Origin of the sequence: Methylobacterium sp. PvP105, assembly GCF_017876975.1 — a bacterium.
In the GTDB taxonomy this organism is placed as follows: Bacteria; Pseudomonadota; Alphaproteobacteria; order Rhizobiales; family Beijerinckiaceae; genus Methylobacterium; species Methylobacterium radiotolerans.
On the sequence record NZ_JAGIPA010000001.1, the window covers coordinates 5,677,679 to 5,697,754 of the forward strand.

The following is a 20,076-nucleotide window of genomic DNA, read 5'->3' on the forward strand; positions in this document are numbered from 1 at the left end:
CCTGCCCGACACGATGCGACTCCGGCTGAACACGGGGCGATGCGGAGGAAACGATGACTGCGCGTGCCGCTGCCGGGTCCACGGTCGCGACCTCGACCCGCTCGATATCGACGCCGAAACCCTTCTGGACTCAGGCCATGGAGACGCGGGTCGGCATCGTCCCGCTGCCCGTCTATGTGCTGCTGCTGGCCCTCATCGCGGCCTTCGCCGTCAGGGGTAAGATCTCGGGCGAAGTGACGGTGATGATCGCCGTCCTGGTCGCGGGGGGCTTCACCTGCGCCGAGATCGGCCGGCGGATCCCGCTGCTGCGGGCGGTCGGCGGATCGTCCCTGGTGACGATCTTCCTGCCCTCGTTCCTCGTCGCCCACCAGCTCCTGCCGGCGCCGCTGGTGCAGTCGGTGACGACCTTCACCAAGTCGACGAACTTCATCTACCTGTTCATCACTGCCGTGGTGGTCGGCTCGATCCTGAGCATGGACCGTCGGGTGCTGATCCAGGGCTTCGCCAAGATCTTCGTGCCCCTGGCGCTGGGGTCGCTCGCCGGCCTCCTCATGGGCGGAAGTGTCGGCTGGCTCGTCGGCATCGGCTTCTGGCGGTCGATCCTCTACGTCGTGGTGCCCGTGATGGCCGGGGGCGTCGGCGAGGGCGCGATCCCGCTCTCGGTCGGCTACGCGGAGGCGCTGGGCGTCGACCACGGCGGGATGCTGGGGCAGATCCTGCCGCTGGTGTTCTTCGGGAACCTCGTCGCCATCGTCATCTGCGGCGCCCTGAACACGCTGGGCAAGCGCCGCCCCGACCTCACCGGCAACGGCCGGCTCCAGCCCGCCGCTGACGGAGACACGGATGCCGACCACGGTGCGGCTCACCGCAACACCTCCGGGATCGACGTCGCCACCGTCGCGGCCGGCGGCATCACCGGCATCGCCGTCTACGTCTTCGGCACGCTGATCCACGCGCTGATCGGATTACCCGCGCCGGTGGCGATGCTGTTCCTCGTCGTCCTCGCGAAGCTGCTGCGGGCGGTTCCGGCCTCGCTGGAAGAAGGCGCCCGCGTGGTGTTCCGCTTCTTCGTGGTGGCGGTGACCTATCCGCTGCTGTTCAGCACGGCGGTGGCGCTGACTCCCTGGCACGAGCTGGTCGAGGCGTTCCACCCGGCCAACCTCGTCACCATCGTGGCGACCGTGCTCGCGCTGACCGGCACCGGCTACGTCGTCGGGCGCTGGCTCGCCATGTACCCGATCGAGACCGCGATCGTGAACGCCTGCCACAGCGGCCTCGGCGGCACGGGCGACGTGATGATCCTGACCGCCGCCGAGCGGATGGAACTGATGCCCTTCGCCCAGGTCGCGACGCGGATCGGCGGGGCCCTCACCGTCACCGTGGCCATCGTCGCGATGGCGCATTTCAAGATCGCCTGACGGAGGCGCGCCGTGCTGATGCGCTCCAAGCTGTTCGTCCCGGCCTCCCGGCCCGAATTGTTCGCGAAGGCCGCCACCGGCCCCGCCGACGCCCTCTCCTTCGACCTGGAGGACGCCGTGCCGGAAGCCCGCAAGGACGAGGCGCGGGACACGCTCGCGACCTATCTGCGGGAAGCGCCGACCACCCTGCGCAAGGCGGTCGTGGTGCGGGTCAACGCCCCCGGCACCGGGCATTTCGCGCGCGACCTCGAGGCGGTGTCCCTGCCGCGCACGGATCTCATCAACCTGCCGATGGTCGAGGATCCGGCCGCCATCATCGAGGCGGCCGCGCGCCTCGACCGCCTCGATCCGACGGGTCGCATTCGCCTCCTCGTCAACATCGAGACCCCGAGAAGCCTCCGCCGGGCGGCTGACCTCGCCTGCGCCCATCCCCGCGTCGCCGGCCTGCAGATCGGCTACGCCGATCTGCTGGAGCCGTGCGGCATCGTCCGGCACGACGAAGCCGCCCTCGCTCAGATCCGCGTCGCCGTCCGGCTCGCCGCCGCCGAGGCCGGCCTGCCCGCCTATGACGGAGCCTTCGCGGCGGTGAGGGACCCCGAGGCCTTCCGCGCCGAGTGCGAGGCGGCCCGCCGCCACGGCTTCGCGGGCAAGACCTGCATCCACCCGTCCCAGGTCGACATCGCCAACGCCGCCTTCCTGCCGAGCCCGGACGCGGTGGCGTGGTCGCGCCGCATCCTGGCGGCGGCCGCCGAGGCCGAGGCGCGGGGTCTCGGCGCCATCCTCGTGGACGGGCGGATGATCGATCCGCCCTTCCTGGCCCGCGCCCGCGCCGTCGTGGCGCTGTCCGATCTCCACACCGCGACGGAAGTCCCATGACCGAGCGCGAACTGCACCGGCGCGCCTACCGACCCGAGGCCCGGGGTATCCTCGACGGGGTGCGCATCCTCGACCTCTCCCGGCTCTTCGCCGGCAACGTGCTGACGCAGATGCTCGGCGATTTCGGTGCCGAGGTGATCAAGGTCGAGCCCCCCGAGGGCGACACCCTGCGCGCCTGGAAGACCGAGGGCGTCGAGACCCACTGGAAGATCTACGCCCGCAACAAGAAGAGCCTGTGCCTGTCGCTGCGCGATCCCCGCGCCGTCGAGGTGCTCCGCGCGCTCGTGCCCTCCTGCCAGATGCTGATCGAAAGCTTCCGCCCCGGGGTGCTGGAAGCGATGGGCCTCGCGCCGGAGTCTCTGCACGCCCTCAATCCCGGATTGACGATCATCCGCATCTCCGGCTGGGGGCAGGACGGGCCCTACGCGCAGCGGCCCGGCTTCGGCACGGTCATCGAGGGCTTCTCGGGCTTCGCCGCCATGAACGGCTTCGCCGACCGCGAGCCCGTGCTGCCGCCGATGTACCTCGCGGACGGCGTCGCCGGACTCACCGGCGCCTCGGCCGCCATGATCGCCCTGCGCGAGGTCGAGGTGAACGGCGGCCGGGGGCAGGTGATCGATCTGCCGCTTCTGGATCCGCTCTTCGCGATCCTCAGCCCGCAGGCCGCCCATTACCGGCTCACCGGCAAGGGAAAGCCGCGGACCGGCTCGCGCTCGACGAACTCGGCGCCGCGCAACGCCTACCGGTGCAGCGACGGGCTCTATGTCGGCCTGTCGGGCTCGATCCAGAAGATGGCCGAGCGCCTGTTCCGGGCGATCGGGCGCCCCGACCTCGTGGACGATCCGCGCTTCCGCACCAACGCCGACCGGCTGCGCCACGTGGACGAGCTCGACGCGATCATCGGCGCCTTCATCGCGGAGCGGACGCAGGACGAGAACGTCGCGTTCTTCGAGGCCGCCGAGGTGACGATCGGCCCGATCAACGATGCGGCCAAGCTCGTCGCCGACCCGCACGTGGTCGAGCGCGAACTCATCGCCGACTATCCCGACCCCGACATGGGGCTCATCCCCATGCACGCCGTCGTGCCGCGGCTCCACGACCGGCCGGGCGCGATCCGCACGCCCGCGCCCACCCTCGGCCAGCACAACCGCGAGGTGCTGGGGCAGATCGGCATCGCGGGCGCGGCCTTTGACGACCTCGTCGCCGCGGGCGTGGTCCGCAGCGGCGACGCCCGCTGACGACAATGACAGGGAGGCTGGGAATGCCCACGCTGTCACGCCGCGGCTTCGTCGCGGCCGCCATGGCCGGCATGGCCGGCATGGCCGGCATGGCAACGTCCGACTGGGCGCGCGCGACCGACGGATCGGTGCCGAACTCGGCCGGGACCGAGCGGCCGCGCCATCGTGCGCCGGCCCGGGCCTGCGATTGCCACTTCCACATCATCGACGCGCGCTTCCCGCCGCCGGACACGCCCAAGCCCCCGGGCATGACCTTCGACGCGTATCGCCTGCTCCAGGCGCGTCTCGGCACGACCCGCGCCGTGCCGGTCCAGCCGAAGAATCACGGCACCGACCCGACCTGTCTGCTGGACGCCCTCGCGCGCTTCGGCGGGAACGGGCGCGGCATCGCCGTCCTGCGCCCGGACGTCACCGACGTCGAGCTGAAGCGCCTCGACGCCGGCTACGTCCGCGGCCTTCGCTTCAGCGTGTGGAATCCCAACGACACGGTGGCCCCCATCGCGACGATCGAGCCGCTCGCCAAGCGCATCGCCGATCTCGGCTGGCACGTGCAGTTGCACATGTCCGGGAACCAGATCCGGGAGAACGAGGCCCTGCTGAACAGGCTGCCATGCCCCATCGTATTCGACCACATGGGCCGCCTCGACCCGGCCAGGGGGCCCGACGATCCTGCCTTCGCGACCATCGCCGGACTGGTCGAGAAGGGCCGGGCCTGGGTGAAGCTCGCCGGCGCCTACCTCAACACCGAGGCCGGTCCGCCCGGCTATCCGGACGCGACGCGCACCGCTCAGGCCTTCGTGCGGCTCGCCCCCGAACGCCTCGTCTGGGGTAGCGACTGGCCGCACGTCACGGAGAAGCACAAGCCCGACGACGCGGTGCTGTTCGACCTGCTCTCCGACTGGGCCGGCAGCGCCGCTGCCCGCGACAGGATCCTCGTCGACAACCCGGCGACGCTCTACGGCTTCGCCTGAACGGGAGGGCGCGATGCGGATCCCGACCGACCCCTCCCGCCGTCAGGTGGCCGCGTGGCTGGCCGCGGCCGCATCCCTTGCCGCCGCACCGGCGAGGGCCGCCTCCGGTGACGGGCCGCCCCTCGCCGACCGGCTCGCGGCCTACGCCCACGCCCTGCGATTCGAGGATCTCGACACGGCCACGGTCGAGACCGCGAAGGTCCATCTGATCGACGCGCTGGGATGCGGGCTCGCCGCCCTCGATGCCGGCCCGGTGCGGATCTGTCGGGACATTGCGCTCAGCGACGGAGCGGGTGCCGCGACGGTGCTCGGCACGGACCGGCGGAGCAGCCCGGAACTCGCAGCCTTCGCCAACGGCGTCGCCATCCGCTACGCGGATTTCAACGACGTCTATGTCGGCCGCGAGCCCGGTCACCCCAGCGACGCCATCGCCGCCTGCCTCGCCGTCGCCGAGGCCGAGCGTGCGACCGGCCGCGAACTGATCGCTTCGATCGCCCTCGCCTACGAGATCAATTGCCGCCTGCTCGATGCCGCGGAAGTAACGGGGCGTGGCTGGGACCATCCGGTCTACTGCCTGCCTGCCTCCGCGCTGGCATCGGGCCGGCTGATGCGTCTCTCCCCGGAAGCCCTGACCCAGGCCGTCAATCTCGCGATCAACGGCCATATCGCCATGAACCAGACCCGCGTCCAGACGCTCTCGGACTGGAAGGGCGTGGCCGATGCCGAGGCGACCCGCGCAGGCGTGTTCGCCGCGCGCCTCGCCCGCGCCGGTCTCACGGGCCCGGCGCCGATCTTCGAAGGCCGCGCCGGATTCTTCAAGCAGGTCTCGGGCCCGTTCACCGTCGACGTGGCGACGTTCGGCGGTGAGGGGCGCCCCTTCCGGATCTCGCGATGCGGGATCAAGCCCTATCCGGCCCAGGTCTATTGCCTGACGGCGATCCCGGCGGCGATCGACGTCGTCACGGAAGCCGGTGGTGTCGACGCCGTTCAGAGCCTGCGCATCGACACGACCCATCTCGGCTACGTCACCGCCGGCCGCGACCGCGAGAAGTGGCGCCCGACGACGAAGGACACCGCCGATCACAGCCTGCCCTATATCACCGCGCGGGCGATGCTCGACGGAGCCATCACCAACGACAGCTACGCCCCCGACAGGCTGAGCGATCCGGCCCTGCTCGCCCTCATTGACCGGATCACCGTCGCCGAGGACCCTGCCCTCACGGCGATGCAGCCGAAAGCGGTGCCGAACCGACTGACCGCGACGCTGAGGGATGGGCGCGAGATCGTGAGGCAGGTCGACGACGTGCCGGGATTCGTGTCGAGGCCGATGACCCGCGACGACGTCGAACGCAAGTTTCGCATGAACGCGGGCAAGCGTCTCGATCCGCTCGAGGCGCGTCGCGTCCTCGACGCCTTCTGGACGATCGATGAACGACCCGACCTGTCCGGTCTGCTCGCGCTCCTGTCCTGAGCAACCCGCAGAAGCGCGTCCCTTCCGCTTTCGGCCGGATCGGCGGGCTGCTTCGAGCCCGTTCGGCCGCGTCACGCGACGTGGAGGATCGCTGAAGCAGACACGATCACCGCGGCTTGGGCCCGGATCTGCTCCTCCGTCTTCGCTCAGCCGAACCCGTACAGCGCCGCGGGATTATCGACCAGAACCCGCGCCCGCGCCCGGTCGTCGGGGACCCATTCGGCCAGGAGGTCGAGCAGCCGGGCGTCGTCGGGCAGGTGCTTCTCGCCCCGGTGCGGCCAGTCGCTGCCCCAGACCACGCGCTCCGGGGCCGCGGCCGCGAAGGACTTCGCCACCGCCGTCGCGTCGGCATAGGCGGGCGGTCCGCTCGCGGTGTTGAGGTAGGCCCCCGACAGCTTCATCCACGTCTGGCCGCCGTCGAGCAGCCGGCGCACCGCGGCGTAGGCGGGATGGCTCACGCCCTGGTCCGGCGGGAGCCGCGCCAGATGATCGATGACCAGGGGCGTCGGCAGGCGGCTCAGGACGGGTTCGAGCTCCACGATCGTGTCGCCGGTCGCGTAGATCTGGACGTGCCAGCCCAGCGGCGCGACCTTGCGGGCCATCGTCTCGAGACGCTCCGCGGTGGTCGGCCCCCAGGATTGCGGCGTGCCGAAGTTCACCCGGATGCCGACCGCGCCCCGGCCCGCCATCGTCCGAAGCTCGGCATCGGTGACGTCGCGATCGACCACGACCACCGCGCGGGCCGAGGGGCCGAACTGCGCCACGCCGTCGAGGGTCGGGCGGTTGTCGGTGCCGTAGGTCGAGGGCGTCACCACCACCACCCGGCTCGTCCCGAGGCGGGCCTGCACCTGGCGGTAGGCGGCGACGTCGCTGTCCAGCACCGGCTGGCCCTTCCAGTGGGGCGAGGCCGGATAGCGGGTCGACAGGATGTGGATGTGGCAGTCGCAGGCGTTCGGCGGAACGGCGATCGCCGGCGCCTCCGTCCCCGACGAGAACGGCGTGGCGTCCGCGGCGTCCGCCGGCCGGTCACGGAGGTCGGCGGCCGTGGCCAGGGCGAGCGCCGCGCCGCCCTGGAGGACGGTGCGCCGGGATCGGGTTTGGCTGAGCATAGGCGAGGCCTCTCTCGTCTCGGATCGGATCAGAAGCCGTAGAGCTTGGCCGGATTGGCCACGAGGATGCGGTTTCGCACCGCCTCGTCGGGGGCCCAGACCGCCAGCAGGTCGATGAGCACGGCATCGTCCGGCTTCGCGTCGGCCGCGGCGGTCGGATGCGGCCAGTCGCTGCCCCAGACGAGCCGTTCGGGGGCGAGCGCCACGTAGGCGCGGGCGAGGCGGCCGCGATCCGCGTAGGTCGGCGGCCCGACCTTCGAGAGGATGTAGGCACCGGTGAGCTTCACCCAGGCGCCGTTCTTGTCGATCAGGTCGGCGATGACCTTGAAACCCGGATGGTCCGGGCCGGCGGGTTCGGGCAGGTGGCCCATGTGGTCGAACACGACCGGGACCGGCAGGCCCTTCAGGGTGTCGGCCAGCTCCACGATCTTGTCGCCGTCGGAGACCAGCTGGATGTGCCAGCCGAGCTCGGCGATCTTCCGGGCAACCGGCACCATGTCGGTGATCGGCGCACCGCCCGGCAGGCGCGTCCCGAACCGGACGCCGCGGATGCCGGCCCCGTCGAGGCGCTTCAGCTCCTCGGGCGTGACCGCGGCGTCGAGCATCGCGATGCCCCGGGCGGTCGGCCCGAACGCCTTCACCGACTCGACGAGGAGGCTGTTGTCGACCCCGTAGGTCGAGGGCTGCACCACGACGTGCCGGGTGAGGCCGAGGCGCCGCATCAGGAGCTTGTAATCCGCGACGCTCGCATCCGGCGGCCGCAGGGTCGCACCGGGCGCGGCCGGGAAGCGCGCATCGTAGATGTGGTGGTGGCAGTCCGTGGCGCCCGGCGGCACGGTGAAGGTCGGCCGATCCGTGCCCGAGGACCAGGGGACGGTCTGCGCCGCTGCGGGCCGCAGGCCGGCGGCGCCGGCGGCGCCGGCCACGAGGGCCGCGATGTGCGCGCGGCGGGTCATCGAGGGGGTCATCCGTCCGGTCCGGTCAGTGATGCGAGAAGAGGGTCTGGCCGGGGGACGGCATCCGCGCCGTCAGGATGCTGCCGGTCTGGGATTCGGTGATGAACAGGGTCGCGCCGTCCGGGCCGCCGTAGGCGACGTTGGTGGTCGAGATCCCGGCGGGAGACTTCACCCGCAGCAGCGGCTCGGCGACCGGCGACAGCCGCCAGATCGAGCCGAACCCGGTATGGGCGACGATCAGGCAGCCCTCGGCATCGAGCGCGATGCCGTCCGGACCGCCGAGGCCGCCGTGCAGCTGCGCGAACACGCCGACCTTGGCGACGAGGCCGCTGGCGTTCAGGGGCACCCGCCAGATCTGCTGGGCGCGGGTCACGGCCACGAACAGGCTCCCCATGGCATCGTCGATGACGATGCCGTTCGGGCTCGGGATCGTGTCGACGAGGCAGGTCAGCTCGCCGGAGGGGCGCAGGCGGTAGACCCGGCCGGTCGGGTCCTGCAGCCCGGTCTGGCCCTGGTCGGTGAAGTAGAGGTCGCCGTTCCGCGCGAAGGTCAGGTCGTTGACCCCGCGAAAGCCCTCCGAGCCCGCCGTCTCCAGGAACGGCGTCACCGCCCCCGTATCGGGATCGAGGAGCATCAGGCCGCGCCTGTAGCAGGTGATGAAGATCCGCCCGTCGCGGTGGATCTTCAGGCCGTTCGGCCAGCCGTCGTACTCGGCCACGAGCTCCCATTCGCCGGCCGGGTCGATGCGGAAGATCCGGCCGAAGGGAATGTCGGTGACGTAGAGCCGGCCGGCCCGGTCGAAGACGGGGCCCTCCAGGAAGGAGTCGATGGCGTGCCCGCCCCGGTTGGCGTTCGCCCAGGCTGTCGGCCGGACCTTGCGGAAGCGGTCGGGCAGGCGCGTGAAGACCTCGGCCGTCACGGCCGGCGGGGGAGCGAAGAACGACATCGCGTGGCCTCGGTGTGGGTGCGGGAGCGGTGGATCAGGCTGGCAGCGCCGCCGTCCGGGCCTCGCGGGCATGGGCGCGGCTGATCAGGATCACGCAGATCGCGGCGGCGGCATCCAGCGCGGCGACGGGGAGCATCCCGAGGGCGAAGCTGCCGGTGGCGTCCTTCACGAGGCCGACCACGTTCACCATCAGGCCGCCGCCGATCAGATTGGCGATGGCGTTGATGCCGGCGAGCCCGGCCGCCAGCGTCCCCGGGGACAGCCACCCGGCGGAGAGCGCCCAGAACGGCCCCTTGAAGGAGTAGGCGCCGACGAGGGCGAAGGTCACGGCCATGACGGCCGTCGCGATGCCCGCGGTGAGGTTCAGATACGCGAGCCCGAAGGACGCGAGCAGCAGCGGGATCGCCGTGTGCCAGCGCCGCTCGCCCCGGCGGTCGGAGTGGCGGCCCCAGAGCACCATCAGCACCGTGGCGATGCCGTAGGGGATCGCGTTGACGAAGCCGGTCTGGAGGTTCGTCAGGCCGAAGGACTTGATCATCTGCGGCTGCCAGACCGACAGCACGCTCCCCGTCGCTGAGGCGCCGGAGCAGACCAGAGCCATCGTCAGGAAGTACTTGTTGCGGGCGAGCTGCCACAGGGAGATGTGGCCGATGGGCTTGCGCTTGCCCGCCTCGTCGTCGAGGCGCCCGACGAGCCAGGCGCGCTCGTCGTCCTTCAGCCAGCGCGCGTCGCGGGGGCGGTCGGTCAGGACGAACAGGCAGGCGATGCCGAGGCACACGGTCGGCAGGCCCTCCAGCACGAACAGCCACTGCCAGCCCTTGAGGCCGAGCAGGCCGTCGAGTTCGAGGAGCGTGACCGACAGGGGCGAGCCGAGGAAGGTCGCCAGCGGGATCGAGACCGTGAAGGTCGCCAGGATCCGCGCCCGGTAGGCGCTCGGCAGCCAGTAGGTCAGGTAGAGGATCGCGCCCGGGAAGAACCCGGCCTCCGCCGCGCCCAGGATGAAGCGCATCACGTAGAGGGAGTGGGGCCCGGTCACGAGGGCCATGCCGATGGTGACGAGGCCCCAGGTGATCATGATCCGGGCGATCCAGCGCCGCGCCCCGACCTTCTGCAGGGCGAGGTTGCTCGGGACTTCGACCAGGAAGTAGGACACGAAGAACAGGCTCGCCGCGAAGCCGAACATGGCCGGGGTGAGCCCGAGATCCTTGTTCATCTGCAGGGCGGCGAAGCCCACGTTCACCCGATCCAGCAACGCGAAGAAGTAGCAGAGCATCAGGAACGGCACGAGCCGGAGAATGACCCGGCGCATGGTCGCGGCCTCGAGCGGATGCTTGGCGTGTTCGGAGACGTTCACGTCCCAACCTCCCTTGTTGTCGAGATGCGGCTCGCGTGACGTCCCGCGCCCTTGAGCCCCGGTGGTGCGGTCCTGCCCGGAGGGGATCAGATCCCCTCGCAGCCCGCCTCCGCGAGGGCGCGCTCGACCCAGGAGCGGTCCACGGTGCCGGCCTGGATCGCCGCCATGGTCTTGGCCTCGCCCTGCTGCTTCTTGTCGGCGGCGGCGAAGACCGTCTCGGTCTGGTCGAACGGCACGCAGACGACGCCGTCGTCGTCGCCGACGATCAGGTCGCCGGGCTCGATCACCATGCCGTCGAGGGCGATGGTGGCGTTCACCTCGCCCGGCCCGTTCTTGTAGGGGCCGCGGTGGGTGATGCCGGCGGCGAAGACCGGGAACGCGTTCATGCGGATCCAGCCGTAATCGCGGACCGCGCCGTTCAGGACCACACCGGCCAGACCGATCTGCTGCGCGTGGGAGATCATGAGCTCGCCCATCAGCGCGTTCGTCAGGTCGCCGTCGCCGTCGACCACGAGGACGTCGCCGGGCTTCGCCCTGTTCAAGGCGGCATGGATCATCAGGTTGTCGCCGGGGCGCACCCGCACCGTCAGGGCGACGCCGCTGAGCACGCCGCCGGCGTGGAGCGGCCGGATCCGCGCGCCGCCGTGGCTCATCCGGTTCATGGAGTCGCTGATGTTGGCGACCGCGATGCCCTTGAACTTCTCGACGGTGGCGGGGTCGACCGTGCGGGTGCGCGGGTGGATCTTGAAACCGATGGCCATGGCTGTTCGTCCTGCGATGCGGGGAGGTGAGTGGGGCGTCAGGCGACGGGCTTCAGGCCGGCCTTGAGGATCATGGCGTCGAGGGCCTCCTGGTAGGTCCGGGGGACGACGCCCTTGAAGTGGTCCTTGAGGCCGAGGCTCGCCTTCCAGCGCAGGCGCTCGGCGACGGCGCGGGCCATGATCGGCTCGACGCCGGCATCGGCGACGGCGTCGGCCGACATCTCCAGTTCCTCGGCCCGGCGCTTGGCGTGGATCACCCCCGACGGGGTCAGGCTCTGGACCGTGTCCATCCACGGCCGGGCGAGGGTCTTGGAGGCCGAGGCGAGGACGATCTCGTCGATCCCGTACTGATGGGCGGCGAGCAGCATCTCGTCGGTCAGCGCCTCGATCCCCTTGATCAGGACCGAGCGGATGATCTTGATGCCCGAGGCGGTGCCGAGCACCGGGCCGGTGAACTCGATCTGCATCCCCCACGGCACGAGGAGGTCGCGCACCCGCTCGCCGGCCGGGCCGCTCGACAGCATCCGCATGGAATAGCCGTGCAGCGGCGTGCCCTCGATCGAGCCGTCGCCGAGGCGGGCGCCGGTCGCTTCGAGCTTGGCCGCGACACCCTGCTTGATCTTCGGCGTCGCCGAGGCGAAGTCGAGGAAGGTGTGGCGGCTCGCCAGCACCGGCGCGAAGGCGTCGGCGCTCTCCAGCGAGGCGGCCCCCGGCGTGACGCTGACGATCAGGTCGGCCGCCTCGGCGAGGTCCCCGTTCGAGCGGACGAGGGTGACGCCGGCGTCCCTGGCCCGCGCCTGGATGAGGTCCGCGTAGGGTCCGTCGAAGGCGTACTTGTCGTAGCAGGCGATCGACTCGAGGCCGGCACCGCGCAGGCCCGCGCCGAGCGTGCTGCCGATCTCGCCGTAGCCGACGAGGCCCAAACGGAATTGCGTGCGGTCTGCCATGCTGTGCTCCTGTCGGGCTATGCGGTGAGGGGGGTGGTCCGCCGGCAGGCCAGCGGGCCGGCGGCGAGGTGGTCGCGGAGGATCTCGACGGGGTGCGGCAGGCGCAGGCCGTCGACGAGCTTCACCTGCGAGCGGCACGAGTAGCCGTCCGCCAGGAGGCGGCCCGAGCGGCCCCTCCCGGCGACGTGACCGGCCCAGCTGAGGCCGTAGATCCGCTCCGACATCGCCCGGTGCTCGGCCTCGTGGCCGTAGGTCCCGGCCATGCCGCAGCAGCCGGAAGGCAGGACCGACAGGCGCAATCCCAGGGCGGCGAAAACCTCGGTCCAATCGGCGAGCGCCGGCTGCGCCGTCGCCCGCTCGGTGCAGTGGGGCAGCAGCCAGTAGGGCTCGGACCCGGAGGCCGGACGGGCCCGGTCGAGGCGGCCGGCGAGCCATTCCTGGACGAGGTGGACCCGCGGCAGGTCCCGCCCCGGCAGGGCCTGCCGGTACTCGGAGCGGTAGGTCAGCGTCATCGACGGGTCGAGGCCGACGAGGTCGACGCCCGTCGCGGCGAGCCGGCCGAGGTCGTCGGCGTTGGCCGCCGCCAGCCGCGCGAACCGGCCGAGGAAGCCGTGGACATGCAGCGGCTTGCCGTTCGGGCGATAGGGCGCGAGCCAGGGCCGCAGGCCGAGCCCGATCAGCAGGTCGAGGAGGGCGAGGAGGACGGGCGTGTCGTAGTGGCTGGTGAAGGCGTCCTGCACGACGATGACGCTCGTCAACCGCTCGGCCTCCGGGAGGCGGCCCAGGGTCCGCGCATCGGCCGGCGCCACGCCGCGGCGCTTCAGCTCCTCGTGCAGATCGAGCCCGGACAGCCGCGGGACGTGGACCAGGCCGACCACGCGCGCGAGCCCGAGGGACGTCGCCGCATTCGCGAGCCGGGGCGCCCGCGCCAGCTGCGGCACGGCGATCTCCAGGGCGGCGACGGCGTGGTGGCGCAGGGGCCGCAGGTAGCGGCCGTGATAGAGTTCGAGGAACTTCGCCCGGAAGGTCGGAACGTCGACCTTGATCGGGCACTGTCCCGTGCAGGACTTGCAGGCGAGGCAGCCCGCCATCGCCTCGTGGACCTCGTGGGAGAAGTCGTCGCGCCGCCGCAGGGTCGCGGCGAGGCGGGCCGGGAAGGCGCGCCAGCCCGGGCGGGCGCGCAGGCGCCGGGCTTCCTCCAGCGGGTCGCGGCCCTCGGCGGCGAGCCGACGCAGCCACTCGCGCATCAGCTGGGCGCGGCCCTTCGGCGAGTGGCGCCGCTCGCGGGTGCCCTTCCAGGACGGGCACATCGCCTCGTCCGGGTCCCAGCTGAAGCAGGCGCCGTTGCCGTTGCAGTGGAGCGCCTCGTCGTAGCCGGCCCGGACCTCCTCCGGGATCGCCCGGTCCCGCTGGCCCTTGGTCGGCACGCCGTCGACGGTCAGGAGCGCCGCGCCCTCGGGGGCGGCGATCTTGCCGGGGTTGAACTGGTTGCGCGGGTCGAAGGCGGCCTTCACCGCCTGCAGCACGGGGTAGAGCGGGCCGAAGAAGCGGGGCGAGAACTCGCTGCGCACGCCCTTGCCGTGCTCGCCCCAGAGCAGCCCGCCGTAGCGCCGCGTCAGGGCGACGACGTCCTCGGTGACGGCGCGGACCAGCGCCTCGGCGCCGGGCGCCTTCATGTCGATGGCCGGGCGGACGTGGAGCACGCCGGCATCGACGTGGCCGAACATGCCGTACTCGAGCCCGCGCCGGTCGAGGGCGTCGCGGAACGCCGCGATGTAGTCGGCGAGATGCTCCGGCGGGACGGCGGTGTCCTCGACGAAGGCGATGGGCCGCCGGTCGCCCTTGGTGTTGCCGAGCAGGCCGACCGCCTTCTTGCGCATCGCCCAGAGGCGGCCGACCTCCGCCTCGCCCCGGGCCACCGTGTAGCCGCGCCGGCCGTGGGCGGTCCCGGCCTCGTCCAGGGTCGCCGTGAGGCGGGCGAGCGCCGCCTCGACCGCCTCCGCGCCGTCGCCGACGAACTCGATCAGGTTGACGCCGCGGGCCCGCTCGCCGGCATCCTCCGGGAAGTAGGCGGCGACGCCCTCCCAGACGGGATCCTGCTGGGCGAGACCCAGCACCTTGGAATCGACCGTCTCGACCGAGGCCGCGCCGAAGGCCGCGAGGGTCCGCGCGTCGCGGAGGGCCGCGTCGAAGCTGTCGTAGCGGAGGTTCACGAGCGCGACGTGGCGCGGCAGCGGAAGGACGTTGAGCGTCGCCTCGGCGAGGAGGCCCAGCGTGCCCTCCGAACCGCACAGCACGGCGTTGAGGTCGAAGCGGCCGTCGGCGCGGCGCAGATGGGCGAGGTCGTAGCCGGTGAGGCAGCGGTTCAGCGGCGGGAAGGTCGTCTCGATCAGCGCCGCGTTCGCGCGCTGGAGCCTGTCGACCTCCCGGTGGATGGCGCCCGCGAGACCGGGCCGGCCCTGGGCGGCCTCCAGCCCGGCCGCGTCGAGGGGCTCGGAATGCCAGACGGTGCCGTCGGCGAGCACCGTGGTGAGGGCGCGCACGTGGTCGCGGGTCTTGCCGTAGAGGCAGGAGCCCTGACCACAGGCGTCGGTCGCGATCATCCCGCCGATGGTGGCGCGGTCGGAGGTCGAGAGCTCGGGGGCGAAGAACAGGCCGTGCTCGGCCAAGGCCGCGTTGAGCTGGTCCTTCACCACACCCGCCTCGACCCGCGCCGTGCGGCGCACCGGGTCGATGGCGAGGATGCGGTTCATGTGCCGCGACAGGTCGACCACGATCCCGTCCGTCAGGGACTGGCCGTTGGTCCCCGTCCCGCCGCCGCGGGGGGCGATCCGCACCGCCACGAACCGCTCCTCGGCGAGCAGGGTCGCGATGCGCACGAGGTCGTCGCGGTCCCGCGGGAACGCGATGGCCTGCGGCATGATCTGGTAGATCGAGTTGTCCGTGGCGAGCACGGTGCGGTCGGCCTCGGCCATCGTCAGGTCGCCCGCGAAGCCCCGCGCGCGCAGCTCGGCGCAGAAGGCCGCGGTCAGCGAGGTCACCGTCGGGCCGGAGGGGAGAGGCGGGATCATGGCGGTCACGCCGGGACCGCGACGGCGATTGTGTCCCGCCGGATCTGCCGCCCCAGGGCCAGCATCATCAGGGCGCCGAGGAGCAGGATCCCGCCGACCGCCAGCAGCGGCGCGGTGAATCCCCCGGACAGTTCGCGCATCACGCCGATCAGGTACGGGCCGGCGAAGCCGCCGAGATTGCCGATCGAGACGATCATCGCGATCCCGCCCGCCGCGGCGCGACCGGTGAGGAAGCCCGAGGGCACGGCCCAGAAGGTCGCCGTGTACGAGTTGATGCCCATCACCGCGACGCAGAGCGCCACGATGGTCAGGCCCGGTGTCGGGGTCAGGGTGCTCGCGGTCAGGCCGACGGCACCGAGAGCCAGGGACAGGGCCGGATAGATGGTGCGGTCACCGCCCCGGTCGGAGACGCGGCCCCACACCACCATCGCCACCGCGCCGCAGACATAGGGAATGGCGGCGACGACCCCGACCACCGAGCTCGCGAGCCCGAGCTGCTTGATCATCTGCGGCAGCCACAGGCCAACGCCGAGGGAGCCGATGATCGCGCAGAAATTGATCGCCGCCAGCGTCAGCACCCGCCAGTTCCGCAGGGCCTGCGCCAGGGTCATGGGATGCTTCTTCTCGATGGCCGCCTTCTCCGCCGCGAGCGTGGCGACGAGGACGTCACGCTCCGCGGGCGTGAGCCACTGCGCCTTCTCCGGCCGGTCGGTGAGGACGAAGAGGCAGACGATGCCGAGGATCACCGCCGGCAGGGCTTCGAGGATGAGGAGCCACTGCCATCCCACGAGGCCGAAGCCTTCGATCTGCACCAGGGCGCCGGAGATCGGCGAGCCGACGATGTTGGCGACCGGGATACCGAGCAGGAAGAGAGAGGTGGCCCGCGCGCGCACGGCGGAGGGGAACCAGAAACTCAGGTAGAGGAAGACGCCCGGCACGAACCCGGCCTCGCCGAGGCCGAGGAGGAACCGGGCGATGCCGAACTGGATCGGCCCGGTCACGAAGGCCGTCGCCGCCGAGACGAGGCCCCAGGTGATCATGATCCGGGCGATCCAGAGCCGGGCCCCGACACGCATCATGATCAGGTTGCTGGGGATCTCGGCGAGGAAATAGCCGAGTAAGAACAGCCCGGCGCCGATGCCGAACGACGTCGCGGTGAGCCCGATATGCGCGTTCATCGTGAGCGCGGCGAAGCCGACATTCACGCGGTCCAGGTAGCTGACCACGTAGCACACGAAGAGGAACGGCAGGATCCGCCGCATCATCTTGCGATGAAGGTTCCGCTCGTCGACCGCGTGGGCCGGAGCTCGGGACTGCTGCCCTTGCGCCATGACGTCCACTCCCGAATCGCCAGTTTTGAAACGGCGTTTCGTTTTTAATCCATCACGCGGCGGCGGTTGTCAACGATGTCGTGGAAGCGGCCCGTCACGGCTTGGTGAGCGGTAGGCCGGTGGCTATGGATCGCGTGTCCCGAATCCCGCGAAACCGGAACGAGTGCGAAGAGATGGCGAAGGAGGCGCGCGCGCGGCCCAATCTCGAGGGCGTGGCTTCGGCCGATCGGGTTCTGACGGTGCTGACGGCGTTCCGGCGGGGCGACGACGCTCTGGAACTCTCCGAGCTCGCGCGCCGCACGTCGCTCGTGAAGAGCACGATCATGCGGCTGTGCATCTCGCTGGAGAAGTTCGACCTGATCGAGCGCCTGGACGACGGGCGCTATCGCCTCGGTGTCGAGGCGGCCCGGATCGGCTCGGTCTACCAGCAATCCTTCGCCCTGGAGGAGCGGATCGTCCCGGTCCTGGAGCGGCTCGCCGCCGAGTCCTTCGAGACGGCCTCGTTCTACATCCGCCGGGGCAACCAGCGGCTGTGCCTGTTCCGTGCCGACTCACCGTCACCGTTGCGGATGAACGTCCGCCCCGGCGACATGCGGCCGATGGACGAGTCCGCCATCGCGCAGGTTCTGAGGATTTTCGGCGACCGGAGGGCTACGGAAAGCTCGACGGCTCAGGTCCCCCTGTACTCTTCCGGTATCACCGACCCTCACGTCGCGTCGATCGCGATGCCCGTGTTCGGGACAGAGCAGCGGTTGATCGGTGCCATCGCTCTGTCCGGTCCAGCGTCTCGGTTGACCGCGGAGCGAGCCGAGACTCTCAAGCCGCGGCTCCGAGAGGCCGGCGAACGCCTCTCGTCTGAGCTCGGAGCACAGCTCTGAGTCAGTTCCCGGCTAACGGGCCGGCTCGACGAGCGGTGCTTCGCCGCTGCGGCGTACCTCATGATCGGTGCCCGCTCGTCTGTGCCAGAGACCGTCGCGCAGACGTTCCGCTCACCGCCATCCCCGACCGCCGCGCATCGTCACAGTCAGGCCGCTCGGGTTAGAGCAGCAAAAGGATGGGCGGCCCACGGAAGGCGCCCCGGTTTCTGTGGCGAACCACCTTGGCCGACGACGCCACGCTATGCCGGCTGCTGGCCGCCATCGGCCGGGGAGAGGCGGATCGGCTGGCCGAATTCCACGATCTCACGAGCCCGACGAGGGGCTCGGCTGGACCACTTCGACGGCCGCTCAGGGTAGAGGCCGTGTGAGGACGTTGGAGTTCGGATAGGCTCTGCGTGCCTGTGGAGGCTTGTATGGCGCGGTTCGTCCGGGGTGCGGATCGCGACCACGTCACGCCACTGCCGAACCGGTTGGACGCCTACCTGTCCGAGGACGATCCGGTGCGCGTCGTCGACGTGTTCGTGGACGCACTCGATCTCGCGGTTCGGGGTTTCGAGGGCGTGGTGCCAGCTGCGACGGGCCGGCCCGGCTACCACCCGGCGACGCTGCCGAAGCGCGACCTCTACGGCTACCTCGATCAGGTCGCCTCCAGCCGCCGCCCGGAGCGTGAAGCCGGCCGCAACGTCGAGCCGACGTGGCTGACCGGCCGCCTCGTCGATCGTCATACGGGCAGCCTCCGCGAAGGGGCTGCCGTGCGGACAGCCGCTCAGTGTCGTCGTCCCCGCGCCGCCGGGGGCACCAGCAGCACGGCACGCGGACACGTCGAGAGGGGAACTCGCCGAGAACCCGAGATTCGCGCGTCGCGTCCTTCGCCCCCGTTGAAGCCGTCCAGGTCGTTCCTATTTTGTTCTCAAATCCGGAGGGGTCAATGCTCAGCTACGAGGATCTGCGGGACGCGGCGGCCGGCGAGGAGCGGGACGCCCTGATGCGCGCCTTCGCCGAGGACATGGCGGAAGCCTCCGGGCGCGAACGCTGCCGGGCCGGCTTCGTGCGGGCGGAGCGGCCGGCGGACGTGGCGCGGGCCCTCGGCCGAAACCGCCGGGCTCAGGCAGGCTCGGCCCCTCCTACCGGTCCCCGTCGCTGACGCTGCCGAGTGGTCCGGCCCTCGGCGTGAGCCTTCGCTGATGCGGAACGCCGACGGGCCCGTTCGGCTGCAGCGTCCCCGATGCCGCGCTGGCGCCGGTGCTCGGCGACAAGCTGCGCCTTGAGCTCGGTCTTGGCCTTCAGGGCTAGGATCTCGTCCCTGGTGTACCGGCGGGCCATGCCGTTGTCGTCGGTGACGTGCGGCAGGTCGCTCGTCGCACGGTCCATGACGAGCCCGACGCGGTCGGAGGAGATCCTCGCCTCCTCGTGCAGGTAGGACGCGAACGCCCTGCGGACGTCGTGGGGCGTCGCACAGCGTATCTTCGTGGAGATGCCAGTCCGTTTGGCCGCCGGCGCGGCGAGCTCGAACCAGGGGGAACATCCAGGGGGACCTCTGGCGCCCGGCCGCCCTGGCAACGTCGGTGGTGCGCTCGACGTAAGCCTGCACGCGACGCCAGACGACCGGGGGCAGAGGGACGGCGTGGCGACCGGCGAACGGGTCCCGCGCCGTCGGGGCACCTTGGCCCACCTTCCGGTGCCCCTCCCACCAGATCCCCCAACCCTCTGAGGCGGACTTGCCCGGGCTCGACCATCCAGGCCCAGAACCGCTTCGAGCCGCGGACGACGTCCCGTGCCTGGGAGCGCTTGCCCTCTCACACGAGGCCGGCCACCGCCTCGGCCACGTCGGGCGCCGGGCTGCGGGAGACGAACCGGTCGTCGAGGGCCCGCATCGCGGGGCAGCCGATGACAGACCTGTAGTTCCGCACGGTGTCGGGCCGGTAGATCTGCGCCGGGCTCTCGGCCTCCGCCTCCAGGTGCGCGACCCAGGCGTCCCGGGCCTGCCTGTATGTCCACGTCTTGGGGGCGCGGTTCTTCGGCATGTGGGTCTGGACGACAACCGCCTCGCCCCTGGCCGCCTTCGCCACGAGCGCCGACCGCTTGAGTGCGATCCAGGCCGGGTCTGGGACACCGGCGCCTCCCTCGACACGGGCGCGGACCGCAGCCCCGGCGGAGCGCACCTGCACCGGCGTCCAGTCGCCCGCATCGCCGAGGCGGATTCGCAGCGGCTCACCCGCGTGCCGGAAACGCATCGAATAGACCGCTGCCGTCGGCGTCAGCCTGAGCGTCGCACCCGCGCAGCCGCCGACGCTCACGTCCCGAGCAGGCGTCCGGTTCGCGCGGGCCTCCTCGATGAGGTCGTCGATCTGCGTCCCGGTGAGGACCGCGGCGGCTTTCCTCGGCCTGCACGGCTCCCGGGTCGACGCCCGCTCTACCCCGGAGCGCACCCGTGGCAAACGTGGTCGGCCCCGCCCTCCGTCTGGACCTCCGGGCCGCGGTCGGCCCAGGGTTAAGTGCCCCCTCCCGAATGCCCCGGACAGAGGGCCTCTGCAGAGGGGAAATGCCTTGTGACAGAGTCTCTTGGTGACAGGTACCGGGGGGCCTGCTACCACGATTTTGGCACCAGACTCCGTAGCTCAGCTGGATAGAGCAGCCGCCTTCTAAGCGGCAGGTCGTAGGTTCGAGCCCTACCGGGGTCGCCAGGTGTTTCAACGGGTTGGCACCGAGTTTGCGCAGCGGCAAGAACCCCGGGACAGCGCCAGGACAG

Annotated in this window: 16 protein-coding genes, 1 tRNA gene and 1 pseudogene; 9 read left to right on the forward strand and 9 right to left on the reverse strand. The window is 71.3% G+C overall.

Annotated elements, in window-relative coordinates:
* Positions 1–53: 53 nt before the first annotated feature.
* The 5 genes from J3A75_RS27685 to J3A75_RS27705 are packed head-to-tail and all read left to right on the forward strand — an operon-like array spanning position 54 to position 5,974.
* Entirely contained in the window at positions 54–1,418 is a 1,365-nt protein-coding gene (locus J3A75_RS27685; RefSeq protein ID WP_071000100.1) for a 2-hydroxycarboxylate transporter family protein, read from the forward strand.
* A gap of 18 nt (positions 1,419–1,436) precedes the next feature.
* Positions 1,437–2,294, forward strand: a complete 858-nt coding sequence (locus J3A75_RS27690; protein WP_012321056.1) for an HpcH/HpaI aldolase/citrate lyase family protein — start codon at positions 1,437–1,439, stop codon at positions 2,292–2,294.
* Complete coding sequence (locus J3A75_RS27695; RefSeq protein ID WP_012321057.1) at positions 2,291–3,532, forward strand: CaiB/BaiF CoA transferase family protein; 1,242 nt, start codon at positions 2,291–2,293, stop codon at positions 3,530–3,532. The genes J3A75_RS27690 and J3A75_RS27695 overlap by 4 nt, the downstream gene beginning before the upstream one ends.
* Positions 3,533–3,555: 23 nt before the next feature.
* Positions 3,556–4,503: an amidohydrolase family protein gene (locus J3A75_RS27700; protein ID WP_209650837.1), complete on the forward strand. Its 948-nt coding sequence runs from the start codon at positions 3,556–3,558 to the stop codon at positions 4,501–4,503.
* Between the two features lie 13 nt (positions 4,504–4,516).
* A complete protein-coding gene (locus J3A75_RS27705) occupies positions 4,517–5,974 on the forward strand; it encodes an MmgE/PrpD family protein (protein ID WP_053621922.1) in 1,458 nt (485 codons plus the stop codon).
* Between the two features lie 146 nt (positions 5,975–6,120).
* On the opposite strand, the gene J3A75_RS27710 is transcribed toward J3A75_RS27705, so the two are convergent.
* The 8 genes from J3A75_RS27710 to J3A75_RS27745 all read right to left on the reverse strand — a co-directional run bounded on the left by J3A75_RS27710 (position 6,121) and on the right by J3A75_RS27745 (position 16,449).
* Positions 6,121–7,083 carry an amidohydrolase family protein gene (locus J3A75_RS27710; RefSeq protein ID WP_029359244.1) on the reverse strand — a complete coding sequence of 321 codons (963 nt, stop codon included), beginning with the start codon at positions 7,081–7,083 and terminating at the stop codon, positions 6,121–6,123.
* A 29-nt stretch (positions 7,084–7,112) separates the two neighbouring features.
* A complete protein-coding gene (locus J3A75_RS27715) occupies positions 7,113–8,051 on the reverse strand; it encodes an amidohydrolase family protein (RefSeq protein WP_063111294.1) in 939 nt (312 codons plus the stop codon).
* Positions 8,052–8,064: 13 nt separating this feature from the next.
* Positions 8,065–8,985 (reverse strand): SMP-30/gluconolactonase/LRE family protein, encoded by a 921-nt coding sequence (locus J3A75_RS27720; RefSeq protein WP_024828951.1) that lies wholly within the window; start codon positions 8,983–8,985, stop codon positions 8,065–8,067.
* A gap of 34 nt (positions 8,986–9,019) precedes the next feature.
* Entirely contained in the window at positions 9,020–10,339 is a 1,320-nt protein-coding gene (locus J3A75_RS27725) for an MFS transporter (RefSeq protein WP_012321063.1), read from the reverse strand.
* 86 nt (positions 10,340–10,425) lie between these two features.
* Positions 10,426–11,100 (reverse strand): RraA family protein, encoded by a 675-nt coding sequence (locus tag J3A75_RS27730; protein ID WP_024828950.1) that lies wholly within the window; start codon positions 11,098–11,100, stop codon positions 10,426–10,428.
* A gap of 38 nt (positions 11,101–11,138) precedes the next feature.
* A complete protein-coding gene (locus J3A75_RS27735) occupies positions 11,139–12,047 on the reverse strand; it encodes a DUF1932 domain-containing protein (RefSeq protein ID WP_012321065.1) in 909 nt (302 codons plus the stop codon).
* A gap of 17 nt (positions 12,048–12,064) precedes the next feature.
* Positions 12,065–15,118, reverse strand: coding sequence for an FAD-binding and (Fe-S)-binding domain-containing protein (locus J3A75_RS27740; RefSeq protein WP_071000735.1), 3,054 nt, complete (start codon positions 15,116–15,118; stop codon positions 12,065–12,067).
* A 5-nt stretch (positions 15,119–15,123) separates the two neighbouring features.
* On the reverse strand, positions 15,124–16,449 hold the full coding sequence (locus J3A75_RS27745; RefSeq protein WP_209650838.1) for an MFS transporter: 1,326 nt from the start codon (positions 16,447–16,449) through the stop codon (positions 15,124–15,126).
* Positions 16,450–16,622: 173 nt separating this feature from the next.
* On the opposite strand from J3A75_RS27745, the gene J3A75_RS27750 reads away from it, so the two are divergent.
* The 3 genes and pseudogenes from J3A75_RS27750 (at position 16,623) to J3A75_RS27760 (ending at position 18,471) form a co-directional block, all read left to right on the forward strand.
* Positions 16,623–17,327 (forward strand): IclR family transcriptional regulator, encoded by a 705-nt coding sequence (locus J3A75_RS27750; RefSeq protein ID WP_041372383.1) that lies wholly within the window; start codon positions 16,623–16,625, stop codon positions 17,325–17,327.
* A 413-nt stretch (positions 17,328–17,740) separates the two neighbouring features.
* Positions 17,741–18,043 (forward strand): annotated as a pseudogene (locus J3A75_RS27755) (transposase); the annotation flags it as partial.
* Positions 18,044–18,255: 212 nt separating this feature from the next.
* Positions 18,256–18,471: a hypothetical protein gene (locus J3A75_RS27760; RefSeq protein WP_012321069.1), complete on the forward strand. Its 216-nt coding sequence runs from the start codon at positions 18,256–18,258 to the stop codon at positions 18,469–18,471.
* A gap of 652 nt (positions 18,472–19,123) precedes the next feature.
* On the opposite strand, the gene J3A75_RS27765 is transcribed toward J3A75_RS27760, so the two are convergent.
* Complete coding sequence (locus tag J3A75_RS27765; protein WP_029359235.1) at positions 19,124–19,756, reverse strand: DUF4102 domain-containing protein; 633 nt, start codon at positions 19,754–19,756, stop codon at positions 19,124–19,126.
* 178 nt (positions 19,757–19,934) lie between these two features.
* On the opposite strand from J3A75_RS27765, the gene J3A75_RS27770 reads away from it, so the two are divergent.
* Positions 19,935–20,011, forward strand: a tRNA-Arg gene (locus tag J3A75_RS27770).
* Positions 20,012–20,076 lie beyond the last annotated feature (65 nt).

Excerpts from the sequence above, each read along its gene's own strand:
- J3A75_RS27735 (WP_012321065.1), bottom strand. The coding sequence starts at position 12,047 with ATGGCAGACCGCACGCAATTCCGTTTGGGCCTCGTCGGCTACGGCGAG.
- J3A75_RS27730 (WP_024828950.1), bottom strand. The coding sequence starts at position 11,100 with ATGGCCATCGGTTTCAAGATCCACCCGCGCACCCGCACGGTCGACCCC.
- J3A75_RS27715 (WP_063111294.1), bottom strand. The coding sequence starts at position 8,051 with ATGACCCCCTCGATGACCCGCCGCGCGCACATCGCGGCCCTCGTGGCC.
- J3A75_RS27690 (WP_012321056.1), top strand. The coding sequence starts at position 1,437 with ATGCGCTCCAAGCTGTTCGTCCCGGCCTCCCGGCCCGAATTGTTCGCG.
- J3A75_RS27720 (WP_024828951.1), bottom strand. The coding sequence starts at position 8,985 with ATGTCGTTCTTCGCTCCCCCGCCGGCCGTGACGGCCGAGGTCTTCACG.
- J3A75_RS27700 (WP_209650837.1), top strand. The coding sequence starts at position 3,556 with ATGCCCACGCTGTCACGCCGCGGCTTCGTCGCGGCCGCCATGGCCGGC.
- J3A75_RS27710 (WP_029359244.1), bottom strand. The coding sequence starts at position 7,083 with ATGCTCAGCCAAACCCGATCCCGGCGCACCGTCCTCCAGGGCGGCGCG.
- J3A75_RS27760 (WP_012321069.1), top strand. The coding sequence starts at position 18,256 with ATGCTCAGCTACGAGGATCTGCGGGACGCGGCGGCCGGCGAGGAGCGG.
- J3A75_RS27705 (WP_053621922.1), top strand. The coding sequence starts at position 4,517 with ATGCGGATCCCGACCGACCCCTCCCGCCGTCAGGTGGCCGCGTGGCTG.
- J3A75_RS27740 (WP_071000735.1), bottom strand. The coding sequence starts at position 15,118 with ATGATCCCGCCTCTCCCCTCCGGCCCGACGGTGACCTCGCTGACCGCG.
- J3A75_RS27695 (WP_012321057.1), top strand. The coding sequence starts at position 2,291 with ATGACCGAGCGCGAACTGCACCGGCGCGCCTACCGACCCGAGGCCCGG.
- J3A75_RS27685 (WP_071000100.1), top strand. The coding sequence starts at position 54 with ATGACTGCGCGTGCCGCTGCCGGGTCCACGGTCGCGACCTCGACCCGC.
- J3A75_RS27745 (WP_209650838.1), bottom strand. The coding sequence starts at position 16,449 with ATGGCGCAAGGGCAGCAGTCCCGAGCTCCGGCCCACGCGGTCGACGAG.
- J3A75_RS27750 (WP_041372383.1), top strand. The coding sequence starts at position 16,623 with ATGGCGAAGGAGGCGCGCGCGCGGCCCAATCTCGAGGGCGTGGCTTCG.